Source organism: Hahella sp. HNIBRBA332 (assembly GCF_030719035.1).
In the GTDB taxonomy this organism is placed as follows: domain Bacteria; phylum Pseudomonadota; class Gammaproteobacteria; order Pseudomonadales; family Oleiphilaceae; genus Hahella.
Genome location: NZ_CP132203.1, coordinates 2366474 through 2393404, shown reverse-complemented (window position 1 = coordinate 2393404; position 26931 = coordinate 2366474). Strand labels below are relative to the sequence as shown.

Below are 26931 nucleotides of genomic sequence, written 5' to 3'. Positions count from 1 at the left end.
CCTGGCATTGATACGGTCAGTCAGGGGAAAATAGATCTATACCACGCCCTCCCTGCACGATCACGCCAAATCATCCCCACTAAGCCTTAGCAAACAACTCCGACACATACTTCAGCAGTTGCCCGTCGATATCCGGCAGGCCATCGGAAAACTGGGTCAGTTTGCCTGGGGTGCAGCGCATGAGTACGTTGGTGGGTTCGCCTTCGTCGTTGGAGGAGTTGACTGCGTTGAGTTCGATCAGTTTGTCGTAAAGGTCGTCTTCGAGCTGGATTCTCTGCGCTTCCGTCATTCTGATGCGGCCAACGCAGACGCCGGGGTGGATGGGGTGGGAGAGGGATTCTTCCTGAAAGCGGCGACGAAACAGGCTGTCCAAGGCGGAGCCTTCTTCCAGTAGATAGCGGCGTCCGGACTGATAAAAAGAGCCGTCGCCAAAGTCATCGATATAGCCAAGGATTTCAGCGATGCGCAGATAGAAGCGCAGACTGGTCTCGCTGAGGCCGTATTTCTCCGCCACTGCATCCGGCGTCATATTATGGGAGGTCACCATATTGATGAAGTCGAGGAGGTAGGGGTGCTCCAGAAACAGCTCGCTCTGTTTGTCGGATATAAACAGCTCGTTCTCGTGCTGCAGCTTGTTGGCGAGCTTGGTCAGCTCCACCAGATCGGTATTGAGAAAGCTGACGTACATGAGAATCTTGTCCAGCCCCAGGGACGGATTATGCAGGTGACGTTTGATACTGGAGAGCGGGATGCCGGTCTTCTCTGACAAATAACCGTAACTCAGCCCCTCGTCTTTGATTCTTCTTCTGATGGCGGCAAGTAAAAACTTCGGCCCGATATGCATCTCGCCTGACTCCGTGATTTTTGTTGTTAGGATGCTCGCCTAAGAGGCGTTTAACACCTTCGGATCATACCAGACGTCTTCGTAATTCGGAGCTAGCAAAAAAAGCGTAAGCCTGGGGCTGTCTCGAAAGCCCGCCAGAACCCGGGCCAATTAACACGACTGCGGCCGCCAATACTTCACAACGGCATGCTTACGGCGCTTTGCCGTTTCTTTCGTACTTCGCCTGGTTGGGCTTGCTGGCGATCCTGCGTGTACGGGCCGGTGAGGTTGCGTCTCTGTTAGAGAGTGGGCGCCGTGGCGCTGGAGCGTTGAAAAGTTGAGGTGATGTTGTGACTTGAATGGCGTGTATTTGTTAACTAATTTTTAATATTGATTATAAATAGAGCTACTATGTTTATAGATAATCCGCTATTGGTAGCCAATTCATGCTGCGCAACGTTATTTTTTACGGTTGACAAATATAAAATTTAAAAGAGTGCGTGAAATCAAATTAATATCAGATCAATTTAAGTAAACGTTCCCAAGTATTAATAACCTTGTTCTTTACCGGTTGAACTGTTTTAAATAATGCGCTAACGTGAGCTGGCCATTTGTGAACAATTGGCTAAAAATGGTCTGTAGAAGTTGGCTGTATATTGACTGATGTGACATGCATTACACACGGTGGTTGTCGCGCTAAGAGAGTGCATTGATGCATCCAGTTCCTAATATTTTGTAATGTTAAATTCATAAAATTTTCACTGAAAACATAGCAGAGTTAGGATGTTTTCAGGTGTTATGTACTTAAAGGAAAGTATACTTTCTTTTTTTGCACACAGTCTCATATCAATATTGTGACTTGAAGGGTATCAAGCTGGGGTTCCCCCGCGAGGAGTAGAGTAAGTGATGGATGTACGCTTCCCATTTTCGCCAAGGCGCACTCGTCCGCCTGCAATTTAGTCTCAGTGAAATAAGCCAATAAAAACAGGTGCTTAGAATCTATCTTGGCGCTGGTAGGCTTGTTTTACGCGGATGGCGTAGGCCATTCAAACATTTCCAACGCTTCTGAGAGGAACGGCGATTGCGTGCTGTTTCCTTCGGCTGTTGTTTTGTCGCTAGTTGTTCCCTGCAACTTTGCGTAGGCATCGTATCAAGTGAAATTAGGGATTTTAATGCTTGAGAAAGTTTCATGAAATTACGTAAAGCAACCCATTATGAACAGTTTCAGTGGCTGCGCTATCGACGTAACCCTGACGACCCAGGTCTGACATTAAGCTACCAATTTAAAATCACTGGAAACATTGAATTCCAGGCATTAAACAGAGCTTTGAAAGCCGTGCTTTTAAATGGATTTAATGGCCTGTTAAGTTATTTTTTAGATAGAGGCGGCAGCCTTTTGGTCGGATGTAATCCATTGCCGGATAAAGTGGTGGATATCATTACCGATAAAGCCGAATGGAGTAACTTAGAGCCGATTGATCCAGCGGGCGACAAACTGTTCAGGTTTGCTTGTTTTATTGAAAATGAAAGTATCACAGGCTTGAAATTTGAGTTCAGTCACCTTGTGTTTGACGGTGAGTGTTATCAGCCATTTTTAAATACATTTGCGGACTATTGGCATCGTCGCGAAGGCGGGCATGGCGAAGCCAGGGATGAGGGGGGCATATCGTTTCTCCCCATCGGCGACGCTCCGGTTGCACCGTCGTCTGTCGACTTTTGGAAGGAAGCTTTGCATGGCGCGCGTTTGTTTCAACCGCTGCCGTTTTGCTACAAAACGCCGAAGGAAAAAGGCGCGTATCTGTCTGTTAAACGAACGTTGGCTATTAAACGAACGCTGGGGATAAATAAGCGAACGCAGGCCGTCGAACCTGCTCTGGATGGAGAGCGCTTCGCTTCCATTAGCGCTATGCTGGAAGGATGCGGCGTTACTTTGTTCCAGTATGTCGTCGCGGTTACCGCCGCAGTCATCAGGTTGTACTCAGCGACCCAAGAACATGACGAAGAAGCTGTCACTATCGCCCATACGGTCAATTGCCGCGGCGAGCGCCAGGCCTACGGCTGTTACACCAATCTGATTCCGCTATTCATCAAGGCTGATCCCGCCCAATCAGGGGCCGGACTGCTTGCCGGCGTCAAACAGGCGCGCGAAGCTGTGCGTGAGCATCAACACACGCCTACGCAGCAATTGATTGAGTGGGCGGACCCGCGCGCCAATCACGCTGGCCGTTTGTTTAATCTGGTGGTGAACGCCTCTGACGGACTCGTGCCTTATGCGGCGCCGGAAATGGCGGGGTGCAAAGTGGAGCTGACCGAGCCCCCGCATACCGGAGGTCCGAATGATCTCGCCATCAACTACAGTTGCGATGGCGAGCAATTGTTGCTGTCCTTCGATTCGTCATCCCGCTTTGTGTCCAGGGAAACCTTGACGTCGCTGGCGGATAACTTTGTCAAAGTCGCGGCCTATATCGCCGCATCGCCAGAGCGACCGCTGCATGAATGCAGCCTCAGCCAGCCTTTGACGCCGGTTATCTGCGGCGAACGCAACGAGGCGGCGCCCCAAGTACGTATTCTGGAAAGGGTGGCGAACGCCGCCAGACTACAGGCCAATGCGCCTGCTGTCAGTGATGAGCGGACAAGTCTGACCTACCGTCAAACCTATGCCGCCATCGGACGCTTGTATCGCGACATCGCGGCGCATTCAGATAGTTCAGCTAGCGCTGCCGCGTCCTCCGCCATAGGCGTATTTGTGGAGCGTACAGTGGCGGCTCCGGTGGCTTATCTCGGCGCCTTGGCGTCCCAACGCGCGTTTACGCCCATGGACCCGTTGCTGCCGGATGAACGGCTCGGCTACATGATGGACGTGTCCAATGTCGGCGTCATATTGGTGGACGGCGGCACGCGCGCCAGAGCGGCGGCGCTGTTTCCCGGCGCGCCGCTTATCGATGTCGAGACGTCTATCCATATGGCGACGACAGCGTCGGTGGGCGCGGAAGAGGAGCTGGAGCACGCTCTGGCGGCGGACGCGCACCCGGATGCGACCGCCTATGTGATGTTCACCTCGGGGTCCACGGGTCGACCCAAGGGCGTGGCGATCAGCGCGCGCAATCTGGCCAATTTTCTCGTGGCGATGCAGGGCGTTCCTGGCTTTCAGCCCGGTGAACGTATGCTGGCGCTAACCCCCATCAGCTTCGATATCTCTATTCTGGAGTTGCTATTGCCGCTCATGTGCGGCGGCGAAGTGCATATTGTGTCCGACCAAACCCGGCTGAGCGCCGAATTGCTGGGAGAGGCGCTGAATCAGCACAAGGTAGATGTGGCCCAGGCGACGCCGTCGACCTGGCGTATGCTGCAGCAAGCGGGTTGGCGCGCGACTGGGGAGTTAACCATTCTGTGCGGCGGCGAAGCCTTGGATAAAGAACTGGCGCAATACCTGCTGCAACAGACCGGGCGGCTCTACAACATGTATGGCCCCACCGAGGCGACGATCTGGGCCAGTTGCCGCAGGGTGACGGAGGCGGGGCGGATTCCTTTGGGGCGTCCGGTGCTCAACAGCGAATACTATATTCTGGATGCCAAGGGCGATTCCGTGGCGCCAGGGATGCAGGGCGAATTGACGATTGCGGGGGAGTGTGTCGGCAAAGGCTATTTGAACGCGCCCTCAGAGCAGGCTTTTATCACTCTGCCTAATGGCGTCCGCGCCTATAAAACCGGTGATATCGTGCATTACCTGTCCCATCAGGACATCGAATACGTCGGTCGTCGGGATAGTCAGTACAAAGTGAATGGCTATCGGGTCGACACTGGCGAAGTGAGTCACCGCCTTAAAGAGTTCGCCCCGGACGCGGCCTTTTTCACCGTGGTCAGACATAAGCCGGAAGCTCACCTGTGTTGCTTTGTCTGGGCTCCGGAGAATAGTGGGTTCGATGTCGACGTGGCGCTGCATTGGTGTCGACGCACCTTGCCTTATTACATGACGCCGAAAGCGCTACATCGTCTGAGCCGTATTCCTCTGACCGCCAACGGCAAAGCGGACGTCAAATTCCTGAGCGAAGCGCTGATGACGGAGCTGCCGCTTATGACGCAGCCCTCGTCCGTCGTCCCGACGCCGCGACCAACGGCTGCGCAAGAGCAGGGGATTCAGCAGGCGATACAGAACATACTGCTGGAAAAACTGGATGTCGCCGCGCCTGACCTTGATCAACCCCTGGGATGGCTGGGGCTGAATTCCATCAGTTACAACCTGCTGGCGGCGGCGATACAACAACGTTTCAATATTGCGTTTCGCAGCTATGAGTTTTATCAGTTCAACACCATCAACGAGGTGGCTGGGGCAATCCGTCAGCGTCAGTCGCCGCAGCAGGGCGCCAGATCGCAAACGTCCGGGATGGATCGTCGCCAGGAGCGCAACGGGGATGACAGACTGGCTATCGTCGGCATGGCGGCCACCTTACCGGGCGGGGACGACGCGGAAACCTTTTGGCGCGCGTTGCTGGACCGCAAGGACTGTATCGCCCCCGCGCCTGCGGACCGGTCTTTATCGGGCTATCGCGCGGGATTTATTTCCTCGGTCAGAGGGTTCGACGCGCGCTTCTTCTCCATTTCCCCCCTTGAGGCCACCAGGATGGACCCGCGTCAGCGCCTGTTGCTGCAGGCCGCCTGGAAAGCGCTGGAGGATGCGGGCTATGCGCCATCCCACCTATCCGGCGGCCGCATCGGATGTTATATGGCGGCCACGGGCAGCGACTATGCGTTACTGCAGGCCCGCGACGGCGAAAAACAGACGCCGTACTCTCTGTCGGGACATTCCCTGAGCATACTGGCCAACCGGATTTCCAGTTTTTTTGATTGGAACGGTCCTTCGTTTACTTTGGACACGGCCTGCTCCGGGGCGCTGACCGCACTGGTGAAGGCCTGTCGGGATCTGCAAGCCCAGGTCTGCGACGCCGCCATGGTGGGAGGCGTCAATCTGATCCTGGATGCGCAGATCAACGAAGGACTGGAAGCGGGGCGTTTTATGTCCCCGGATAGCCGTTGCGCCACTTTCGACGCCAGCGCTAATGGCTACGTAAGAGGGGAAGGGGTTGGCTGCTTTCTGGTGAAACGCTTGCAGGACGCGCAGGCGAACGGGGACCTTATTCACGCGGTGATTGAAAGCGTGGCGGAAAACCATGGCGGCAAGGCCAATTCCCTGACGGCGCCGAATCCCAACGCCCAGTATCGGCTGTTGCTGGACGCTTATACGCCGGAACTGGCGCAGCGGCTCAGCTATATCGAAACCCACGGCACCGGCACTCGCCTGGGCGATCCCATTGAAGTGGCGGCGCTGAAGCGGGCCTTACAGGAGTTGACCGGCGGCAATGCCGCACAAACGGTCTGGCTCGGCGCGGTGAAATCCAACATCGGCCATCTGGAGCCGGCGGCAGGCGTGGCGTCAGTGGTGAAAGTCATCAAAGCTTTCGAGCACCAACGGCTGCCCGCCAATGTGCACTTCCAGCAACTGAACCCGGAGATCGACCTGTCCTCGTCGCCGTTTCAGGTGTTGGCGGACAGTATTCCCTGGCGCAGCGAGCAACCGCTGACGGCGGGAGTCAGCTCCTTTGGTTTTGGCGGCGCCAACGCCCACGTGGTCTTGTCCGAGCCTCCGCGGCGGGAGCGGCGTTCGGTCAATCACCATGACCAATACCTGATTCCCGTTTCCGCCCGTACCGAAAGCGCGTTGCAGAAAAGTATGGCGGCGCTGGCGCACTTCGTGGCCGAACGTCGCGCAGAACTAGAGGAGAGCGGCTTGCTTGATCTGGCCTTCACGTTGAGCTGCGGGCGCGAACATTTCGAGTATCGACACGCCTGGCTGGTAAGCGGGGTGGATGAGTTATTGACGCAACTGCGTTCCGGCCACGCCGGCGTGCACGCGCCACGACACAGTCCGTCCGCAAATGAACAAACTCCGGAAGGTCAGGCCCTGCACGAGACGATGGATCCCGGCGGGCTGAACGATCCGGCAATATTGGCCCATGCGCGAGCGCGATATCTGAAGAGGCTTCAGGTTGACTGGACGCGTCTGTATGAGGGCGCCGGCGCAGTCAAAATGCGACTGCCGACTTATCAATTCGACGAACGCGACTATTGGTATACCAAGAGCCTGACAGGGGGGTACGCCAAGAACCTGACAGGATTGGCGCAAACGAAAACCACAGCTAAGGATGGCGAGACCGATGATGAGCATAAGCGTTAGAGCCGGAGATTCATTTTTCGACACGCAAGGACGTTGGCGCAGGCTGCCTGCCGGCGATGGCTATCGCGTCGCCCTGCGAGACGATCATCCGTATTTTTCACACCATCGCGTGCGCGGCTGGAAGGTCCTGCCTGGCGTGGTGTATCTGGAGCTGGCTTTGAGCGCTGTCGCCAGGGCGCGGCCGGATTTTAATACCCGTTTTGTCGATGAAGTGGTCTGGCTGCGCCCGGTTCTCGCCAATACGCCGGAGACGGAGATCGACGTGCAACTGGCGCCGATCAGCCCGACGCGCATTGAGTTTCGCATTGCACACGGCGGCGAGGTGTGCGGCGGCGGCGTCCTGAACGCACAAACCGTATCCGGGCGCGCTGATCCTCTGGCGACGCCGTTGTGCGTACGCAGTCAGGTCGGCGCGGAGACCCGGGACCACTTTCCGCGAAGCGAGGTCTACGCCGCCTTCGCCGATATGGGGATCGTCTACGGTCCTTACTTTCAACGCATCAGCTACGTGCAGCGCCTGTCCAACAAGGCGCTGTCCTGGCTGAGCAATTACGACGGCGTTTTTCTGGGATGGGCCGGCCTGCTGGACTGCGCGTTTCAGGCTGGTATGGCGATTTCCATCGGCGAGCGCAGAGAGAGTCTGATGCCATATTCCCTGGGCCGGCTGACCTTACATCAAGCGCTGCCTGAACAGGCTTTGGGCAGCGCCTTCGTGCTGACGGAGAAACTGTCTCCGTTTCGCACCAACCTCACTGTTTTTGACGAAGCCTACACCCCCTTGCTGTCTGTTTTTGACCTGGGCGTCAAACCATCACATTTACAATAAAGGAGTATGAGGGATATGGAGTTTGCCGGAATTTCTCAAACGGCTATCGATTCGCTGGTGTTTTCTCCCGAATGGAAAATCCTGCCTTTAGCGGCGGCGTCCGGGGCGGACGAGCCCTGGGTCATTATTGTTCCGCCATCGCAGGCAGCGCTACGGGAGGAAATCGCCGATTATACGCCCCAGGCGGAAGTGCGCCTGCTGGACCCTCAAACCATTGACGATCTGGCGCGGGCGGTGGATAAAAACCCCGCGCTGCGCCTGTGTTTCGTCACCCGTACTCCCTGGCGCGCCGCCGTGCCGGACGAGGACGTCAGCGCCTTTTTTAGTCTGCTCAAAGCGCTGCGTGACAAACCTGCGGTCAAACTGGACGTGTTCACGGACAAAGCTGTCGCCAGCCCGCTGTTCGAGAGCGTCACCCATCCTGTGGACGGCGTCTATGTGGGGCTGGCGCAGACCCTGGCCAAAGAGCGGCCGGAATGGACCGTGCGCAGCTTCTCGCTGCACAAGCTGACTCCAGATACGTTGCGGGAGGCGTTGCGTGCGCCGCTTCCCACGTTGCCGGGCAGGCCGGTCTGTATCGCGGACGGGCGCTATGGCGTCGCCGACATGCAGCCGACGACCTTGAGCCCATGGCCGGCGCAATCCGCTTTTCGCCAGCAGGGAACCTATGTGATTCTCGGCGGCGCCGGCGGGTTGGGCGGCAAGCTGGCGGAATATCTGGCCGCTCGCTATCAGGCGCGGCTGGTGATTCTCGGACGTCGATCTGAGGCGCACGACCTGCTGATGCGACTGCGCGATCTGGGCGCCGCCGAGGCGCATTATCACTCCGTCGATCTCAGCGACCGCGCCGCATTGCAGACGGTGCTGGACCAATACGCCGTGATTCATGGCGTAGTGCATTCTGCTCTGGTGCTGGAGGATGCGTCGCTGGCGGCGATGTCCGAGCAGACGCTGTTCAATGTGCTGCGGCCGAAGGTGCATGGCGCCTACAATCTGGCGCGGGCGTTGAAAGGGCGGACCCTGGATTTCTGCCTGTTTTTCTCTTCCATTCAGTCTTATATCGCCAACCCCGGGCAGGGCAATTACACCGCCGCCTGCGTGGCGAAAGACGCCTTCGCGGATTTGCTGCACAACGGACTGATGATCAACAGCAAGGTCATCAACTGGGGCTATTGGGGCTCGGTGGGCGTGGTGGCCTCCGAGACCTACCGAGAGCGCATGAAGAAGCTGCAAATCGGCTCTATTGAAGTGGACGAAGGACTCGCCGTCATTGAACGTTTTCTGGTGACGGAGCGCCGGCAAATCACCGTGGTGAAAGCGTCTGATCTGGCGTTAAAACGCCTGCATATCGCTCCTCATACCGCAGTTCAAAACCTAATGCCTCAAAACGTGATGGCTCAAACCTCTCCCCAACTCAAGGCCCAGGAACCCGCCGCGTCTGCAACCAGCGCTGAGCTGATCCCTGCGTATCGCACGCAGGACCCGTTGGTCGCCCGCAATGAGGCCATGTCCGCCGCCTTGCAGGAATACGCGCGCTGGCGTTTGAGTCAAGTGAGCATGCCGGAAACCATTGCGCCCAAGTTTGGCAAGCTGGCGGCGGCGCTCAGAAGTATTCACGCGGGTCATTCACCCGGCCGCGAGCAAGTCATAGGCCTCTATCCAGAACTGAAAGGTCATATTCGGCTGCTGGACCAGTGCATCGACAATCTGCCCGCCATTCTGCGGGGGGAAACCAATCCATTGAGCGTGATTTTCCCCGATGGCGGCTTTGAGCTGGTGGAGCCGGTGTACCGGGACAATCCCATTGCGGATTACTTCAATCAGGTAGTCGCCAGGATCGTCGCCAACTTGCAAAAGGCGCGGGCGGGACGTCCTCTGCGCATTATCGAAATCGGCGCCGGCACCGGCAGCACCACTCAGTTTGTGCTGCCTGAACTGACGCCGGACAACGTCAGTTACACCTTCACCGACCTGTCTTTCGCGTTTTTGAACAAAGCCAGACGCCGCTTCGCTGACTATCCCTTTGTGGAATACAAAATCTGCAATATTGAGAAGCCCCCTGCGTTTGAACAGCCCTTCGACGTGGTGATCGCCACCAACGTCATCCACGCCACCTCGGACCTGCCGGAAACCCTGCGTCAGGTGCGTCGGTTGTTGGCGGACGACGGCGTGTTCGTGCTTAATGAAATCACTTCCTGTCAGGATTACGCCACGTTGACCTTCGGCCTGACGGACGGCTGGTGGCTGAGCCAGGACCCTTATCGCATCCCCAACAGCCCACTGCTGTCCGGCGACAGTTGGCGACGTCTGATGTTGCAGGCGGGATTCCAGGGCGTGGACGCCCACGGTGGCGAAGATCAGCAGGTGATGGTCGGCTTCGCCGGAACCGATGCGCAGCAAGGCGCTGTGTCGCAAAACACTGGGCCCCAGGCGGAAGCAGCTTCCATCGAGCCGTCGCCTGACAGCGCGGCGGAGCAAAGTGCATCTCAGGCCGGAGTCGCCAGTCAGGCGTCCACTGAAGCGTTCTTGCAGCAGGCGATCGCCGAGGTGCTGCAATTCGACCCCAGTGAAATCGAGCGCGATATGCCCTTCAGTGAAATGGGCGTGGACTCGTTGATCTCCATGGAACTATTGAAGCCGATCAAAGAGAAAACGGGATATCTGCCCGCGACCATCCTGTTTGAGTATCCCACTATCCGCCAGTTGGCGGAGTATATAGTGGCCTCTGGATTGGCCTGGAATGAAGGGGCCACGAACCAAGCGCCGGCTGCGGCTCTGACTGTCGAAGAAACGGCGGTCACGCCGCCCGGCCGGGATAGCCTGACGGAAATCATGAACCAAGTCCGCGCCGTGATTGCAGACACCATGATGATGGAGCCCGAAGATGTCGAGGCGGATACGCCGTTTCAGGAGTACGGCGTCGATTCCATTATTTCCCTGGAACTGATTCGTCCGTTGAAGGAGATATTCGGCTACCTGCCTGCGACGGTGCTGTTTGAATATCCCAGCCTGCGCCAGCTGTCGGCCTATCTAGCGACCACGGTGGCGACTTCACCTTCAGGCGAGACCACGCCTGAAAACACGCCTGCCCAGGTTTCTGAGACAGGGGAATATGCAGGCAATAGTGGTACAGATGAACGTGATTGGGATGCGCAGCCATCCTCTGATGCGCCAGAAAAATCGCTGTGGCGCCCCGGCGATATCGCCATTGTCGGTATGGCGGCGCGGCTACCGAAGGCGCAGGACGTGGCGCGTTTTTGGGAAAATCTGCGCAATGGCCGCGACTGCACCGATGTGATTCCGGCGGAGCGCTGGAAGCAGGAAGGCTTCCTTACGGACGCTCCTCTTAACGGCCGCGGCAGCTACACCAATCGCGGCGCGTTCATTGACGACGTGGACGCCTTCGACCATGTGTTCTTCAATCTGACGCCCAACGAAGCCGCCAGAATGGATCCGCAAGAGCGGATAATGCTGGAGCAGACCTACCGTTCCATGCTGGACGCGGGCTACACCCGCAAGCAGTGGGCGGGTAGCGACACCGCGGTGTTCGTAGGCGTGATGAACGGCGATTACGCCTGGCACACCCCGGCGCAAACGACGACAGCGCCGGCGACCTCCCTGTTCTGGTCCATGGCCAACCGTGCGTCTTATTTCTTTGACTGGCGCGGCCCCAGTATGGCGGTGGACACGGCGTGCTCCGCCTCGCTGACCGCCTTGCATCTGGCCTGCCAGGCGCTGAAAAACGGCGACTGCGAACAGGCGGTGGTGGGCGGGGTGAACCTGATTACCCATCCCCGTCATTATGAGCTGCTATGCGGCCTGCACATGCTGTCCAGAAGCGAGCAGTGCAAACCTTTCGGCGCCAATGCGGACGGCTTTGTCGACGGCGAAGGCGTGGTCTGTCTGGTGGTGAAGCGGGCGGAGGACGCCATTCGCGACAAGGATCGCGTTTACGCCTTTATCAAAGGCTCCGCGATCAACGCCGGCGGCCGCTCCAACGGCTACACCGCGCCCAACCCGGACGCTCAGGCGGCGTTGATCGGCAAAGCGCTGCGAGCCGCCGGCGTATCCGCGCGGGAGGTGGGCTATGTGGAAGCGCACGGCACCGGCACGGAGCTGGGCGATCCTATCGAGCTGCGCGCATTAAGCAAAAGCTACGGGGACGCGGCGCCCCAGAGTATTCGTCTGGGGTCGGTCAAGTCGAATCTGGGCCATCTGGAATCGGCGGCGGGACTTTGCGGCGTGCTAAAAGCGGTTCTGCAGATGCATCACGGCGAGTGGGTTCCTTCTTTGCACGCGGAGCAACTCAATCCCCATCTGGACTTCACTCAGACTCCGTTCCTGCTGAACCGGGAGCGGCGGGTATGGGACGCAACGGCGCCCAGGGTTTCCGCCGTTAGTTCGTTCGGCGCCGGCGGCGGCAACGCCCATGTAGTGATTCAGGGCGTGGCCCAGGCGTCTGTCGATGCGGCGCCCCGTGCGGCGCGGGATAGCTATGTGATTCCGCTGTCCCATCACTGTAACGCAGGATTGCAGCAGACTATGGACAGCTTACGGGAGTGGTTGCTGGGGCGGCAGGTGGATATGGACGCATTGGCGTATACGCTGGCGTGCGCGCGGGATCACGATTGCTTCCGCCGGGCGCTGGTGTGTCGCGATCAGGCTGACCTGATTGAGCAACTGGGTCAGGACTTGCAAGTCGTTACCGCTGCGTCCCGCAAAGAGGCGTCGGGACCATTACAGGAACAGCCGCCGCAGCGGTTGACCCGCGACAACGCCGAGCGCGTCGCCGCCCTGTACGAGGCCGGGGGCGATTTGCCCTGGCGCGATTTCTATCCGCAGCGGCGTCTGGCGGCGGTCCCGCCATATGTATTCATCCGTCATCGTCACTGGATCGACTCGGTTGAATCCAACTTCAAGGGCTTCACTTCTCTGACCCAGGCCCATCGCATCAACAGCCGCGCCATGGCGCCCGCCGCCTGGACCCTGTCGACCCTGTGTGAAAGCGCCGATGACGGCGGTTTCGCCAACATTATGTGGAAAGACAAGATCACCGACCCGCAGTGGGTGGACGTGATTGAAGAGGGCGAGCGTACGCTTTTCGTAGGGCGCGGCGGTTATACCCAGTATTGCAGCGCGGAGCGGACCCCTGACGCCAGCGCGCCAGCGAATATCGCCGCCGTGCTGGCGCGACTGGGCATGGAAAACCCGCCAAATCCGCTGCAGGAGATGGGCGCCATCCCGCGTCGGTCCCAGGCGCAGATCTATGCGGACTTCAAACAACGGGGTTATGACTATGGCGCCCCCCTGCAGGGGATACGCTGGGCGCAAGTCAAACCGGGCCTGGTGAGGGCGCTGCTGCAGGTCGACCACGACTGGGGGCGGCTGGTGTCTCCGGCGCTGCTGGATTCAGGTCTGCAACTGGCGATTCTGGCGGCGGGTTCCGGCGCTGAGAGCAGCGGCGAGGGGACGGTCTTTATGCCATACCACCTGGGTCGGTTAGTGGTGAAACGCCTGCCGGACAACGAGGCGGTATACGGCTATTGCCTGGAGAGAACTTCCGGTCAGGCCAGCAAGGCCAGACGCTTTGATTTCTACTTCACGGACAGACAGGGAGAGGTGCTGATCCTACTGGAAGACATGGTGTCCGTGGTGGTGCGGCCAGACGCCGAAGACGACGTCGATACGCGCCCCCGACAGGTGCGGCCGGAGCCCCGCTTTGAGGTCTTTGATCTCAGCTGACGCCGGAGTTCAACCTGCTTTGAAGCAGCCTGAAAAACCACAACGATGGAAGTGTTGAAACAATGGAAATACTGATGTTTCCCGGTCAGGGATCGCAACATCCGGGCATGGGGAAAGACCTGTTCGAGCGCTACCCGACGCAGTGTCGCGACGCGGAAGAGATCCTGGGTTACGACCTGGTGGATCTGTGTCTGCAAGACCGGGAAGGGCGTTTGAATCAGACCGCCTATACGCAGCCGGCGCTGTACTTTGTGTGCTGCCTGACCTACCTGGACTACCTGCGGCAGGTCGGCCGCCGTTTTCATGACTCATTTGACGGGCGCCTGCTCGGGCACAGCCTGGGGCTGTTTCCGGCGCTGTTCGCGGCGGGGGGCTTCGACCTGCTGACCGGGCTGCGCATCGTCGCCAAACGCGGGGAAATGATGCAGGCGATTCATGGCGGCGGCATGTTGGCGGTGCTGGGCGTCAGCGCCGACAGGTTGCGGGAAAAGCTGATCCAGCTCGACTGTTTTGATGTGGATGTGGCCAACGATAACGCTCCGGGCCAAGTGGTGTTGAGCGGCCAGGAAGCGCGCATGCGGCAGTTATCTCCGCGACTGGAAAAGGACGGGCTTCGCTGTGTGTCGTTGCCGGTCAGCGGCGCGTTTCATTCCCGCTACATGGAGCCCTGCCGGGTGGAGTTCGCTGAATTTCTGCTGGGGCTCGATCTCCATGCGCCGCAGAAGATGGTGATTTCCAGCGCCAGTGGCGACGCTATCAGCGGTGAACACCTTATCGAAGAAATGGCTTTTCAGCTGGTAAAACCCGTGCGCTGGTCGCTGACCATTCAGAGTCTGTTGCGGCGTTATCCGCAGGCGCGTTTTGTCGAACTGGGACCGGGTCGGGTGCTTACCAACCTGCAGGGAAAAATTCAGCATGCGGTCGCAACGCACGCACAGGCTTAACCCATAGAGGTAATCAAAATGAAAGGAAGCAACATCGCCGTCATCGGCGGGGGCGGCGCCGGCGCAATGGCCGCGTGGCTGCTCAGTAAAAACAACCAGGTCACGCTGTTCGAAGCCAGCGACTATCTCGGCGGTCACGCCTACAGTCATCCTGTCGAAACCGAGACGGGAACGCAGTATATCGATATGGGGGTGGAGTATTTCAACGAACGCCTGTCGCCCAACTTGTGCGCGTTGCTGACGCATTTCGGCGTCGACAGCTATGTGGCGCCGCTGACCATGCACGTGGATTTTCCCGGGGAAGGGCGCTTCTGGAACAACCTCACCGGTAAGGGCGAATTGGGGGAAGAACTGCGCGAGGAATTCGATCGTTTTCATCTGGACATGGCCACCGTGCTGAGCTCCGGGGACGAGCGCTACAAGAAAATGAGCATCGGCCAGTATCTGGATGAACAAGGTTATTCGGACGCCTTCAAGCACCAGGCGCTGTCGCCGCTGATGACGGTGTATTCCGGCTGCAACGCGCCGTCCCTGGATTACACGCTCATGTACGTCGCCATCTCCTTTAACATGAATCTGCTGTCGTTCTTTTCGCCGGGCTACTGGCGCAAGGCCAAAGGCGGGGTGAATGGCTATCTGAAGCGCATCGCCGAGGAGTTGGGCGAGCGGGTGCAACTGAATACGCCGGTGCAGCGCGTCACCCCGTCCGCCTCGGGCGTCACCGTGGAGTTCAACGGGAAGAGCCAGCGCTTCGACCAAGTGATATTCGCCACCCACGCTGACGTAACGCTGTCCATACTGGCGACGACGGAAAGCCTGTACCAGGACATTCTGGGCGGCTTCGAGCATGTGCCGGTGAAGAGTTTTCTGCATCATGACGAGCGCTGGATCAGTCCCCAGGGAGAGGGGCACTATTGTCAGTTCAAAATGCCGGACAGCTTCAATATCGCAGCGCCGGAGGCGCAGTTCGGGACCCTGACCCGGGTCAATAACGTGCTGCCGCCGTATCGGAACCTGGACAAGCCGTTGCTGGTCACTTTCGACCCGAAAGACAGTATCAGGCCGGAGCGCATCGCCTGCGAAAGATCATGGAAACTGCCCAAACTCAGACCGGTGGATTTCTATCGCAAGACTCGCATCAAAGAGATACAGGGCGTTAATAACCTTTGGTTCTGCGGTACAGACACCAGCCTGACCGGACACGAAGGCGCCATTGTCTCCGCTATGGTGATCGCAGATCGACTGGGCGCCGCCTATCCCTACCGGGACAACACCCTTGCTTATGTGCAGTTCAAAGTCATCAAGGACATTATGGGGGTGAACAAGCCCGGCGAAAAAGTCGCCTCCTGGATCGGCGACGCTATCTTCCGGGTGGCCAAGGCGCTATCCCTGCATAAAGAGCAATCGCACAAATTCATCAAGGACTTAATGGTTTAAAGGAGTCGAACAATGTTGCTACAAAAAGAAAAAGCGTCTGTGGTTATTTTCAACATGCAGTTGGAGTTGATTCCGCTGCTGCAAAACGGCACTCAATTATTGAACGACTGCCGCTGGCTGGCGGACATGTGTTGCGATCTGCAGGTTCCCACCCAGATCATCGAGCACAAAAAGCTCGGCAAGTTGTCGCAATCGCTGACCGAGGTGGCCAGGGACGCGGAATTTCTGGAGAAAACCCACTTTGATTTCATGCAGGAACAGGCCGTCGCCCATTCTGTGGAAGCCACCAGACGCGACCACTACGTGCTGGCGGGGGCGGAAACCCACGTCTGCCTGCTGCAATCCGCGTTGCGTTTAAAAGCTCAGGGGAAAGAGGTGTTTCTGCTGGCGGACACCTGCTCCGCGCGCTCGCGCACCGATCATGAGGCGGCGTTGCGGCGCCTTGAGCAGAACGGCGTGCAGCTGATCACCCGGGAAATGTTCTTTTTCGAGCTGATCCGACATTCCGAGTACCCCAATTATCTGGATCTGGCGATGAAATATCTGGATGGGCGTTACATTCGCTGACCCTGTCTGAGCGCAGGCGCAATCCCTCCCGGAGCATCGCGTCCCTTCACAGAAAAGATACCTGGCTCGTCGGTGACGGAAGACTCAAAGCATATTTACAGTGGTGTTTGAATGGAAATATTAAGACGGCAATTGACGGAGGTCGCCGCGCCTCCCCACGGCGAAATTCAAGCGGAGCGAGTGCTGGTGGCGACGGACTGCGCCGAGGCGGCGACCGCGGCGCGCCACATGGGCGCAGCGGTGTTGCGTCTGGATCAGGTTCGGGACGAGGCGGGTATGCAGGCGAGGTTGACCGAGATTGGCGGCGGCCGCGATGTGGTGGCGGTGATCGCCGGTCGCGACCGGCCTCTGGCGTCGCTGACCGAAGCGAGCTGGATGTCCTGCAGTCGTCGCAGCCTTGAGCTGCTGCGCTGGCTATTCGCGCAGAAGCGTCAGATCCATCTGCTATCTTTGCATTCGCAGCAAGACGCGCTTGCCGCCTTGTTCGACGGCTTGGCGCGCTCCGCCAGCCTGGAGACGTCCCGCTGCCAGTTCACGTCCGCGCGCATTCCCGCCGGTCCCATTAGCGCCGCATTGCCGGCTTATATCGCCGCCGGCCTGGCCTGGCCGGGGCGTCGTCTGCGCTTTGACGGGACGGGCCTGTGCGTCGAATCCTGGGTCGCCGCCGGGCAGGGCGCGGCGACGCCGACGCCGTTTCGTGACGGCGACAATATCGTGTTGATCGGCGGCGCGGGAGGCGTTGGCCAGGAGCTGATTCGCGTGTTGCAGTCCACGCGGCGGCTGAATCTGTTCGTGCTGGGCCGCAAGGCGCCCGACGCCGGGTTGACGCAAACGCTGAAGGCCTATGGCGTAAAAAGCTATCTGCGCGTCGACGCCACGGACTACGGCGTGCTCAAGGCGGCTTTCACCCATATCGAGCAGGGATTCGGCGCCATCAAAGCGGTGTTTAATCTGGCGGGAACCCTGGACGACTGTCTGTTTCATAACCTGACTGCGGAACGTCTGCACCGAACGCTGCGCGCCAAAGTCGGCGTGGTCTTGAATCTGGCGGCGTTGCAACAGGATTATCAGCCTCAGTATGTGGTCAACTTCAGCTCGCTGACGGCGACCCTCGGCAATGTGGGGCAGAGCGCTTACGGAGCCGCCAACGAGTTCGTCGAGCTGGCCTCGGAGCTGCTTCCAAACTGGTACAGCTTCGCCTGGGGGCTATGGCGTTCCCAAGGCATGCAAATGGCTCAGGATGACTCTGGTCTGCGCCCGATGGAGCCGCAGCCGGCCTGTGAACGCATGTTAGCCGCCCTGGCGGCGGGGGAGCGCCATTTGGTGATCTATGAGGGCGCGGCGGCGGGAATGACTGCGTTACGAGGCGACATGGACGCGCCGCAATCGGCAAGTGAGCCCGAAGTGGTCGACCAATCGCCGCTGGCGCAGGGGGATAGCGTTGAGCTGGAAGCGCAAACGCGACGCTGGCTGCGGGACATCGTGCGCCGGCATAGCGGTCTGAAAGCGGTGAAAGACGACGACAACCTGCTGGACAAAGGTCTCGACAGCGTCGCCAGCATTCAGATCAGCACGGACATTGCGGCGCAGTTATCGCCTCAAGGCGACTTCAAACTCAGTCGCGCTATCTTGTTTGAGTGCTCCACCATCAGGCAACTGGCGGAGCATTTGATGGAGCGGGCGCAGCCGCTGCTATGCGCCTGTCTGGCGGACACGGACGGCGCTGCGGCGTCCCGGCAAGTGGAAACAGCACCTGCCGAACAAGCGCAAATTGACGCCACAGACAATACGCCTGACGTCAAAGAAGCTAACTCCGAGCATGTCAAACCTCATGGCGGCGGCGCTACACCAACGTTGACCAACGAACCCAAACTCTCGACGGACGCTTATCGGGACGACGACATTGCGATCATCGGCTTGGCGGGAGAGTTCCCTAATGGCGCGACGCCGGAAGCGTTCTGGCGCTCGCTCGCCGCCGGTGAAGACGCGGTGCGGGTCATTCCGCAGTCCCGTTGGGATTGGCGGCGGGATTACTCCGCCTCAACCGCGCAGGGGGAGGCGACCTACGGCCGTCACGGCGGCTTTATGGAAGGCGTTGCCGAGTTCGATCCGGCTTTTTTCAATATTGCGCCCGTGGATGCGACGCTGCTGGATCCTCAGGAAAGACGTTTTCTGCAGGTCAGCTACCATGCCTTGGAGGACGCGGGGTATTTTAGCGCCCCGAGCCGGGACGTCGGCGTGTTCGCCGCCGCCATGTTCGGCCATTATCAGGACCTGGATGCTTCCAGGGTGGTGAGCAGTTCCTTCGCCGCCATCGCCAACCGCGTGTCTTATGCATTTGATCTGCAAGGCCCCAGCCTGACTGTAGACACCATGTGCTCGGGCTCTCTGACCGCGTTGCATATGGCGTGCAACAGCCTGCGTCTGGGCGAGTGCCGCATGGCTCTGGCCGGCGGCGTGAATATCATGGCGCATCCGGGTAAATACCGGCTGTTATCCCAAGGCAAGTTCCTCAGCGCCAGCGGACATTGCCACGCTTTTGGCGTGGAGGCGGACGGCTATGTCCCCGGCGAAGGCGCGGCGGTGGTGGTGTTGAAGTCCGTCGCCGACGCCCTGCGCGATCAGGACGTGATATACGCCATCGTACGCGCCACGGCGATTAATTCCGGCGGCAAAACCAGCAGCTTTACGGTTCCCTCAGCGCGGGCGCAACAGCGGGTGATTCAGGACGCCTTGCGCAAATCCGGCGTAAATCCCGCCCAGGTCAATTATGTGGAGGCCCATGGCACCGGCACCGGGCTGGGCGATCCCATCGAACTGCAGGCGTTGCAAAGCGCATACGGCGCTAATCTGGAGGGTGCGGACGCGCCTTGTTACCTCGGCTCGGTGAAAAGCAATATCGGCCACCTGGAATCCGCCGCCGCGATGGCGGGACTCTTCAAGGTGATCCAGCAGTTCGCCCACGAACAGCTTGCTCCCACGCTGCATTGCGCCATTGAGAACCCTTATCTAAATATTGAGCAAACCCGCTTTCAACTGGTGCGGGAAACGCAGCCCTGGCCCCTGGCGGGAGCGGCCACCCGCTTCGCCGGGCTCAGCTCTTTTGGCGCGGGGGGCGCCAACGGTCACGTTATTCTGCAGCAATATCTTGCAAGTGAGTCCGCCGGAACCATGCCGGCGCAATCGGAGTATCTTATCGCCTTGTCGGCGCCCAATCGCAGCGGCCTGCGGCGGGTGCGGCAACAACTGGCGGCGTATTTGCGCGATCAACCGCAAGTCAGCTTATACAGTCTGAGCTACACCCTGTGTTGCGCCCGCCAACATCACGCCGAGCGGGAGTGTTATGTCGTGGCGTCAGTCCACGCATTGATCGACAGACTGGAAGGCGCAGATACGTCCGAAACGAACAGGCCGGCGAACCAGCCCTTCGCGTCGTTAATGCGCGCCTACCTGCAAGGGGACAGCGTGGACTTCGCCGGCAGCTTTCCAGTGAAATCCCTGCTGCGAGGGGCTCCAAAGTATCCGTTCGCACGCGATGTTTACTGGGCGCCGACGCTACAGGCGGAAGTCGTTTCGGCGGCGACTAATTCTGTTCAACCTGTCGCGCCAAGTTCAGCGCCGACGCCGGACTTGACGCCCGCCGTATTGTTGACGCCAGTATGGCGACGCACTGATGCGCCTGCGCTGTCAAACCCCATCCCTTTAGTGGCGGTAATGGCGCCGCCGGAGCAAGTGTTGCCGCCGATGATCGACGGTGCGCGGGTTCTGCGCGTCAGTCCAGGAACGGCATTGAGTTTCCAACATGACGCCCTGACCCTGCGGCCCGATCACCTGGATGATTTCACCCAGGCGCTGGATTACATCGCCCATGAACTGCAGCAGGAAGAGATCCGCTGGATCAACTGCAACGTCCCCTGGAGCGACGCGATGGCGTTGAACCTGGCGAAGGCGATGCAGGCCTGTGCGCGCCCTTGTGTACTATTGAATGTCAGTGACAGCCGTCAGCCCCCTGAACAAATCGCCATGGGGGGAGTTTTCAGAGTGCTGGCGCTGGAAAATACGGACGTTCATTACAGACAGGCGCAGATCGCCAAGCCCGCTGGGTCCTGGGAATTGGAGGACTGGCGCTGGCTGTTGGCGGAACAGGCCGATACAACGGACGAATTTAAGGAGGTCGAACGCCGGCAAGAAGAGCGCTGGGAGCGCAGCCTGACCAGCATTGAACCGGCTCCGGGCGCGCGCCTGCGCGAGGGCGGCGTGTATCTGATCAGCGGCGGCATGGGCATGATCGGCAGAGAAATCGCCCGACGTCTGCACGCGGACTACAACGCCAAAGTGATTCTGGTCGGACGCTCCGCCTTGTCGCCAGAGCGGGAAGCCTGGTTGCAGCAGTGGCCGCAGGGTGAAATCAGTTACCTGCGGGCGGATATCGCCGACCCGGTTCAGGCGGAGCGCCTGATCGCCGATGTGCTGCAAAAGCATGGCCGTTTGCATGGGGTCATTCAGTCCGCCGGCGTATTAAGAGACGCCCAGGTGCAGAACAAGTCGCTGGCGGACTTTTCTGCGGTCATGGCGGCGAAGGTGGCGGGAACCCGGCAATTGGATCGCTGCACCGCCCATCTGGAACTGGATTTCTTCTGCCTGTTCTCTTCCATGTCCAGCATCATGGGCAATGTGGGGCAGTGCGACTATGTCGCCGCCAATCGTTTTCTGGATGAGTTTGCCGCAGAGCGCAATGGACAGGTCAGGCAAGGGGCGCGCAAAGGGCATACGCTGTCCATCAACTGGCCTCTGTGGATTGACGATCAGGATAGCGAAAATCTGATGGATCAGTACCGCTCTCTGGCGGACTACCTGAAACGTCATTACGGGTTTGTCCCGCTGACCTTGGGGCAGGGCGCCGCGCTTTTCATCACCTGGATCAACGGCGTCGCCGATCAATATGACCAGGTCATGGGGCTGGTGGGCGATCTGGAGAAAATCCGCGCGCGCTTCACGTCGTCTACAGTCCAAAACTCGCAACAACAGGCTAAAAACGGCAATCAAAACGCCTCTCAGGTCACCGCCTCTGAAGCGCAGATCCGGGCGGGGCTGACCCGCTTGGTGGAGGCGCTGACCAAGCTCACGGAAGAGGACATCAGCACGGACAAGAGTTGGGGCGACCTCGGCCTGAACTCGGTGATGATGCAGACCCTGGCGCAGGATATCGGCAAGACCTTCGGCGCCCAGGTCCCGCCTAATGCTTTGTTCAGTTACAACAATATCCAGCGACTGGCGGAATATCTGCAGCAACAGGGCGCCACCCTGGCGGGCGCAGCCAGTGCTGACGATGCGGTTTCGCAGACCGGCGAGACGGCATCCGCCGCGTCTTCCCTGGCCAGCGTCGCGTCAGTAGAGCAGCCGTTGGCGGAGAAACGCTCCGAGGAATTCTCAGAGCAACGCTTCGCCATTATCGGCATGAGCGGCGTCATGCCGGGGGCGGCGGATCTAGAGGCATTCTGGACGTTGCTGACGGAAAACCGCAGCGCCATTCGCCGTGTGGCGCGTTGGGGGGATAAATCCTATTACGCGGGAACCATTGACGATATCGAGCGTTTCGACGCGCGCTTTTTCGGTCTCTCCGCCCGCGAAGCGATGTTGATGGACCCGCAACACCGTCTGTTTCTGCAGACCAGCTACAACGCCCTGACCGACGCGGGCTATGCGCCGGCGTTACTGAGTAGCGTAGGGGTGTTCGCCGGGGTGCAGTTCAACGATTATCAGACCTTGCTGCAGTCCTGGGGGCAAAGCTCGCACCCCTACGCCGCCACCGGCAACGCCCACGCCATGTTGGCTAACCGGGTGTCGTATCTGCTCAACTTCAATGGCCCCAGTCAAACCATCGACACCGCGTGCTCCAGCGCGTTGGTGGCGGTCAATCGCGGGGTGATGTCTTTACAGCGCAACGAGTGTGATATGGCGCTGGTGGGCGCGGTGAGTCTGCTGATCGACCCGGCTATCAGCGATGCGGCGCAAAGCATGGGGGTGCTCTCGCCCGATTACCGCTGCGCGACCTTCGATGCCGACGCCAACGGCTATGTGCGCGCGGAAGGCGTCGGGTGCGTGGTGATCAAGCGGCTGGCGGATGCGCAACGGGATGGCGACAGCATTTATGGCGTCATCGAAGCCTCTGCGGAAAACCATGGCGGGCGCGCAAACTCGTTAACCGCGCCGAACCCACAGGCGCAGTCAGCGTTGCTGCAAAAGGCCTACACGCCGGAACTGGCGGAGCGGGTCAGCTATATCGAAACCCACGGCACCGGCACGCAATTGGGCGACCCCATTGAAATCGACGCCCTGCATCAGGCGTTCCACGCACTGGCGCCGCACAAGAGCAAGGGCAGTATCGCGCTGGGCGCAGTGAAGTCCAATGTCGGCCATCTGGAGCCCGCCGCGGGCATCGCGTCGCTGCTGAAGGTGCTGCTGTGCCTGCAACATCGGCGGTTACCGGCGAATATCCATTTCCACCGGCTGAATCCCATGATTCATCTCAGCGATGGTCCCTTCTGGCTGCTGACCGAGAATCGCGACTGGGAGGCGACGGGTCCGAGAGTGGCCGGTATCAGTTCATTTGGGTTTGGCGGCTCCAACGCTCATGTCGTCCTGTCCGAGGGGCGGCAATCAGCCGTTGTCGAAAGGGCGCCAAAGCCCTGCTGGCTGGTGACGCTCAGCGCCAAGACGCCTTATTCGCTGGCGGCCATGAAGGCGCATTTATTGGAGCGCCTGCAAACTACCGATCATGAGTTGGCGGATATTGCGTTCACCCTGAACACCGGACGTGAGGCCTTTGCATATCGTCTGAGCTGGATCGCCACCTCCGTCGCCGACCTGACCGCACAGATTCGCGCCACCGATGCGACCGGCCAGGAAAAGTGCGCCGGTAAAACGTCGCATTGGACGCCGGACCTGTCGCAAAGCGATTGGACTGCCCTAATGCAGGCGGCCCAGGCGCAATATCAGCAAGGCGCCCTGATTGATTGGACGCCCGTGTTTGCAGAGGGCGCTTATCGTCGTCTGCACTTACCGGGATATGTCTTCGACACCAAGCCTTATTGGTTTGAACAGGCGGCGGACAGCGCCGCGATGAAAGAGGTGAATCATGGAAGTTAAAGAGCGCCTTGTCGCGCTGTTTGCTGAGGCGCTATTGGCGGACCCCGGCGATATTGAAACGGGCGCGGAAGTCGCGACCCTCGGTGTGGATTCCATTCTGGCGGCGCAATTGAGCAAGCTCATCAATCGCCATTTCGACTGTGGAATCACGCCGACGGATATCTACGAATGCATCAGCATCGACGGGCTTACTGTCCACATAAGTAAGGTTCTGGCGGACACGCCGCAAACCGGGGCGGCGGAGCAATCGAGTGAGCCCACGCAGGCTTCCCGAGGCGAAGATCCACAAGACGACCTAATCCAGGATGACGCCATCGTCGTCGTGGGCATGGCGGCGCAGTTCGCCGGCTGCGATGGCGTGGACGCCTATTGGGACGCCATCATGCAAGGGACTTCCCAACTGACGACGACAGATCGCTGGCGTAGGCAGGGGACGAGGGAGTTCGTGGGCGGCTTTCTGCCTGACTACGATCATTTTGACGCCGGCTTTTTCAAAATTTCCCCCAACGAAGCCAAATGCATGGACCCGCAGCAGCGCCTGCTGATGCAGTCCGCGCAGCACGCCATTGACGACAGCTACCTGGGACTGGACGAATTACGGGAGCTACAGTGCGGAGTGTTCGCAGTCAGTCTTCCCGGCGATTATAAATTTGTGGTGGCGGGACATCCTGAGCAGGCGTTCAGTACGCACAGTTTTCTTGGCAACGCCACCTCGACCTTGTCCGGCAGGATCTCTTATTTCTATGATTTTAATGGGCCGTCGCTGACTCTGGACACCGCCTGTTCCTCCTCGTTGAGCGCCCTGCATGAAGCCTGCCTCAATATTCAGGCGGGCCATTGCGGCGCGGCGATCGTGGCGGCGGCGTCGGTGTTCAGCACGCCGGAGCTGTTTGAGTTTGCGCAACGCTCCAATATGTCATCGCCAAGCGGCCGCTGCGCCGCGTTCAGCGACGATGCGGACGGTTTCACGCCAGCGGAGGGATGCGCGTCGGTTATCCTGATGCGCTACGGAGAAGCCAAAGCGCGGGGGCTGCGCGTCTACGGCGCGATTGTCGCAACGGGCTTGAATCATGACGGCAGAAGCAATGGGTTGATGGCGCCCAACGCGCAGTCACAAAGCAGGCTGATCCGCAACCTGTACCGTCGTCACGAGGTGGATGTCGCGCAGCTGGCCTATGTGGAGACCCACGGCACTGGCACGCATTTGGGCGATCCCATTGAGATGCGCGGATTGACCGAAGCGTTCAAAGACCATGGCGAGGATTACGCCTGTCTGTTGGGCGCGGTCAAGCCGATTATCGGCCACTCCCTGGTGTGCTCCGGGCTCGCCGGCATCATCAAAGTGCTGCTGAGTTTCAAGCATGAGACGATTCCGCCATTTCCGGCTCTGCGAAAAACCAATGCGCTGATCGACTTCGCTGGCTTTCGCATGAATTTTGAGCCCTTGCCATGGCCCCAGGATAAACCCCTGTGCGCCGTCAGCGCCTTCGGGTTCACGGGCTCCAATGGGCACGCGCTACTGCAGAAAATGCCTTCGACAACGCAGAACCTGGCCGCCCGCAGGAAGGGCGAGGCGCTGCCGTTCTGTCTCTCGGCGCAAAGCCGCAACAGCCTGATCGCCAGTGTCGGACGGGTGCGGCAATTAGTCGGGAAGCTGGACGAGGACGCGCTTTATGATCTCAGCCAGTTGTTACTGCGTCGCCCCCGCTATGGACAGCACTGCGTCGTTATCGCCGCGAATAAGTCAGATTTGCTATCCGCATTGGAGCAACTGGCGCACGAGTTGGACGCCGGAGACGCATTGCGAAATGCGCCTTTGGCCGTGCGAGAACTTACCCTGTCGACGGATAAACTGGCCCTGATGACGCTGTGGCGGGCGGGCGAGCAGGGGGAAGTGCGGCGCCGATTGGACGCGGTCGCGTCACTGAATCCAGACGTCAATGCGCCGGCATATCCGTTTGACGGCAAGCGTTATTGGATTGATGACCGGGAAGACGAGCAAGTTGCTGACGCTTCTCCGTCCACCCAGGCTGATTCGACCCTTTCCACCGAAGCCATTGTAGAAGAGCTGCGCGCCGCGGTGTCAGACCTGCTGGGGTTTGCGCCGGATGAACTGCCTCGGGACGCGTTAATCGAAGATCTCGGGCTGGATTCCCTGTCCGCCCTGAAACTGCTGGCGCCTTATCAACAGCGCGGCCCAGGCCTGCAGGCTCATGACTTGTTCCGATATCGCACGCTGGCGGATCTCGCCGCCGCTATAGCCGCGGCAGGCGCTGAGAGCGCGACTGTCACGGAGGATAAGGGGATAGTGGAGCAGAAGGTGATAGCGGAAGAGAGGGGAATAGCGGAAGAGAAGGCGATAGCGGAAGCGCCGAGAGAAAGCGCATCTGCGACCGCATCTGGCCCCATGGCGCAATGGTTAAGCTATGGGGAAGGGCGGCCCATTATTCTGGCGCCGCCCCTGAACACCAGCGCGGAAGCCTGGACGCAGCAAATCAATGCGCTGACCCAGTCCGGTCGACGGGTGTTAATTCCAATCTATCCCGGCCACAAAGACTGCCCTTTCGACGCTGCTGCGTTTTCCCTGGAAGCGCTGGCGGAAGACATGTCGATTTTTATCAGACAAGAGTTAAGCAGCAACGCCGTCGATCTGGTGGGCTGGTCTCTGGGCGGCTGCCTGTCCTGCCTGATCGCCATCCATCACCCGGATCTGGTGCGTTCGTTGACCTTGATCAGCACCGCGCCAAGTTTCAGCGAAGACGTGTTCGGCAATACGCTGGACCTGCATGACGAACTGAAAGCGCATCGCGACATGCTGGAGATCGTATTTGACGGCGCGGAAGATATCGTCGCCAGTCTGGGCGCCGGCGCGCCGATGAGCGTGCTGCGTTATTACTACGACGCGCTGATGTGCTTTGACGTCAATGCGCGCCTTGGTGGGATCGCCATGCCGGTGTTGTTGACGCACGGACAAAACGACTGCGTTATCGATGAAGCCACATTCGATCAGTTACGCCGCATTCCTCAAGCCGCCGAACTGGTCGTGAAGGGGCACGGTCACTTTATCCCCCTGACCGCGAGCCGTTTTTTTAATACGCAGTTACTGCGCTTTCTCAATGGGGAGGGCATCGGTTAAGACGAAGAAGCTGCGGCGAAGCGGCCAGGATTAAGAGGCCAATAAAGCGCCAATCCAATAGCAAATAATGGAAAA

General features: G+C 59.2%; 9 protein-coding genes. 8 read left to right on the top strand and 1 reads right to left on the bottom strand.

All coding sequences use genetic code 11. The annotated features are described in order from the left end of the window. Positions 1 to 79: 79 nt before the first annotated feature. On the bottom strand, positions 80 to 844 hold the full coding sequence (locus O5O45_RS10855) for a transcriptional regulator (RefSeq protein WP_305905240.1): 765 nt from the start codon (positions 842 to 844) through the stop codon (positions 80 to 82). A 1168-nt stretch (positions 845 to 2012) separates the two neighbouring features. Between O5O45_RS10855 and O5O45_RS10850 the strand changes: the two genes are divergently transcribed. The 8 genes from O5O45_RS10850 (at position 2013) to O5O45_RS10815 (ending at position 26856) form a co-directional block, all read left to right on the top strand. Beyond that, complete coding sequence (locus tag O5O45_RS10850) at positions 2013 to 7055, top strand: non-ribosomal peptide synthetase (protein WP_305905239.1); 5043 nt, start codon at positions 2013 to 2015, stop codon at positions 7053 to 7055. Next, the gene (locus O5O45_RS10845; protein ID WP_305905238.1) at positions 7036 to 7881 is read left to right on the top strand and encodes a polyketide synthase dehydratase domain-containing protein; all 846 of its coding nucleotides are present in this window, start codon (positions 7036 to 7038) and stop codon (positions 7879 to 7881) included. The genes O5O45_RS10850 and O5O45_RS10845 overlap by 20 nt, the downstream gene beginning before the upstream one ends. 15 nt (positions 7882 to 7896) lie before the next feature. Continuing rightward, on the top strand, positions 7897 to 13623 hold the full coding sequence (locus tag O5O45_RS10840) for an SDR family NAD(P)-dependent oxidoreductase (RefSeq protein WP_305905237.1): 5727 nt from the start codon (positions 7897 to 7899) through the stop codon (positions 13621 to 13623). Between the two features lie 62 nt (positions 13624 to 13685). Further along, positions 13686 to 14567, top strand: coding sequence for an ACP S-malonyltransferase (locus O5O45_RS10835; RefSeq protein ID WP_305905236.1), 882 nt, complete (start codon positions 13686 to 13688; stop codon positions 14565 to 14567). An 18-nt stretch (positions 14568 to 14585) separates the two neighbouring features. Then, positions 14586 to 16004, top strand: a complete 1419-nt coding sequence (locus tag O5O45_RS10830; RefSeq protein ID WP_305905235.1) for an FAD-dependent oxidoreductase — start codon at positions 14586 to 14588, stop codon at positions 16002 to 16004. Between the two features lie 12 nt (positions 16005 to 16016). Continuing rightward, entirely contained in the window at positions 16017 to 16571 is a 555-nt protein-coding gene (locus tag O5O45_RS10825) for an isochorismatase family protein (protein ID WP_305905234.1), read from the top strand. Positions 16572 to 16682: 111 nt separating this feature from the next. Then, positions 16683 to 23720 carry an SDR family NAD(P)-dependent oxidoreductase gene (locus tag O5O45_RS10820; protein WP_305905233.1) on the top strand — a complete coding sequence of 2346 codons (7038 nt, stop codon included), beginning with the start codon at positions 16683 to 16685 and terminating at the stop codon, positions 23718 to 23720. Next, on the top strand, positions 23710 to 26856 hold the full coding sequence (locus O5O45_RS10815; protein ID WP_305905232.1) for an alpha/beta fold hydrolase: 3147 nt from the start codon (positions 23710 to 23712) through the stop codon (positions 26854 to 26856). Before O5O45_RS10820 ends, O5O45_RS10815 begins: the two co-directional genes overlap by 11 nt. Positions 26857 to 26931 lie beyond the last annotated feature (75 nt).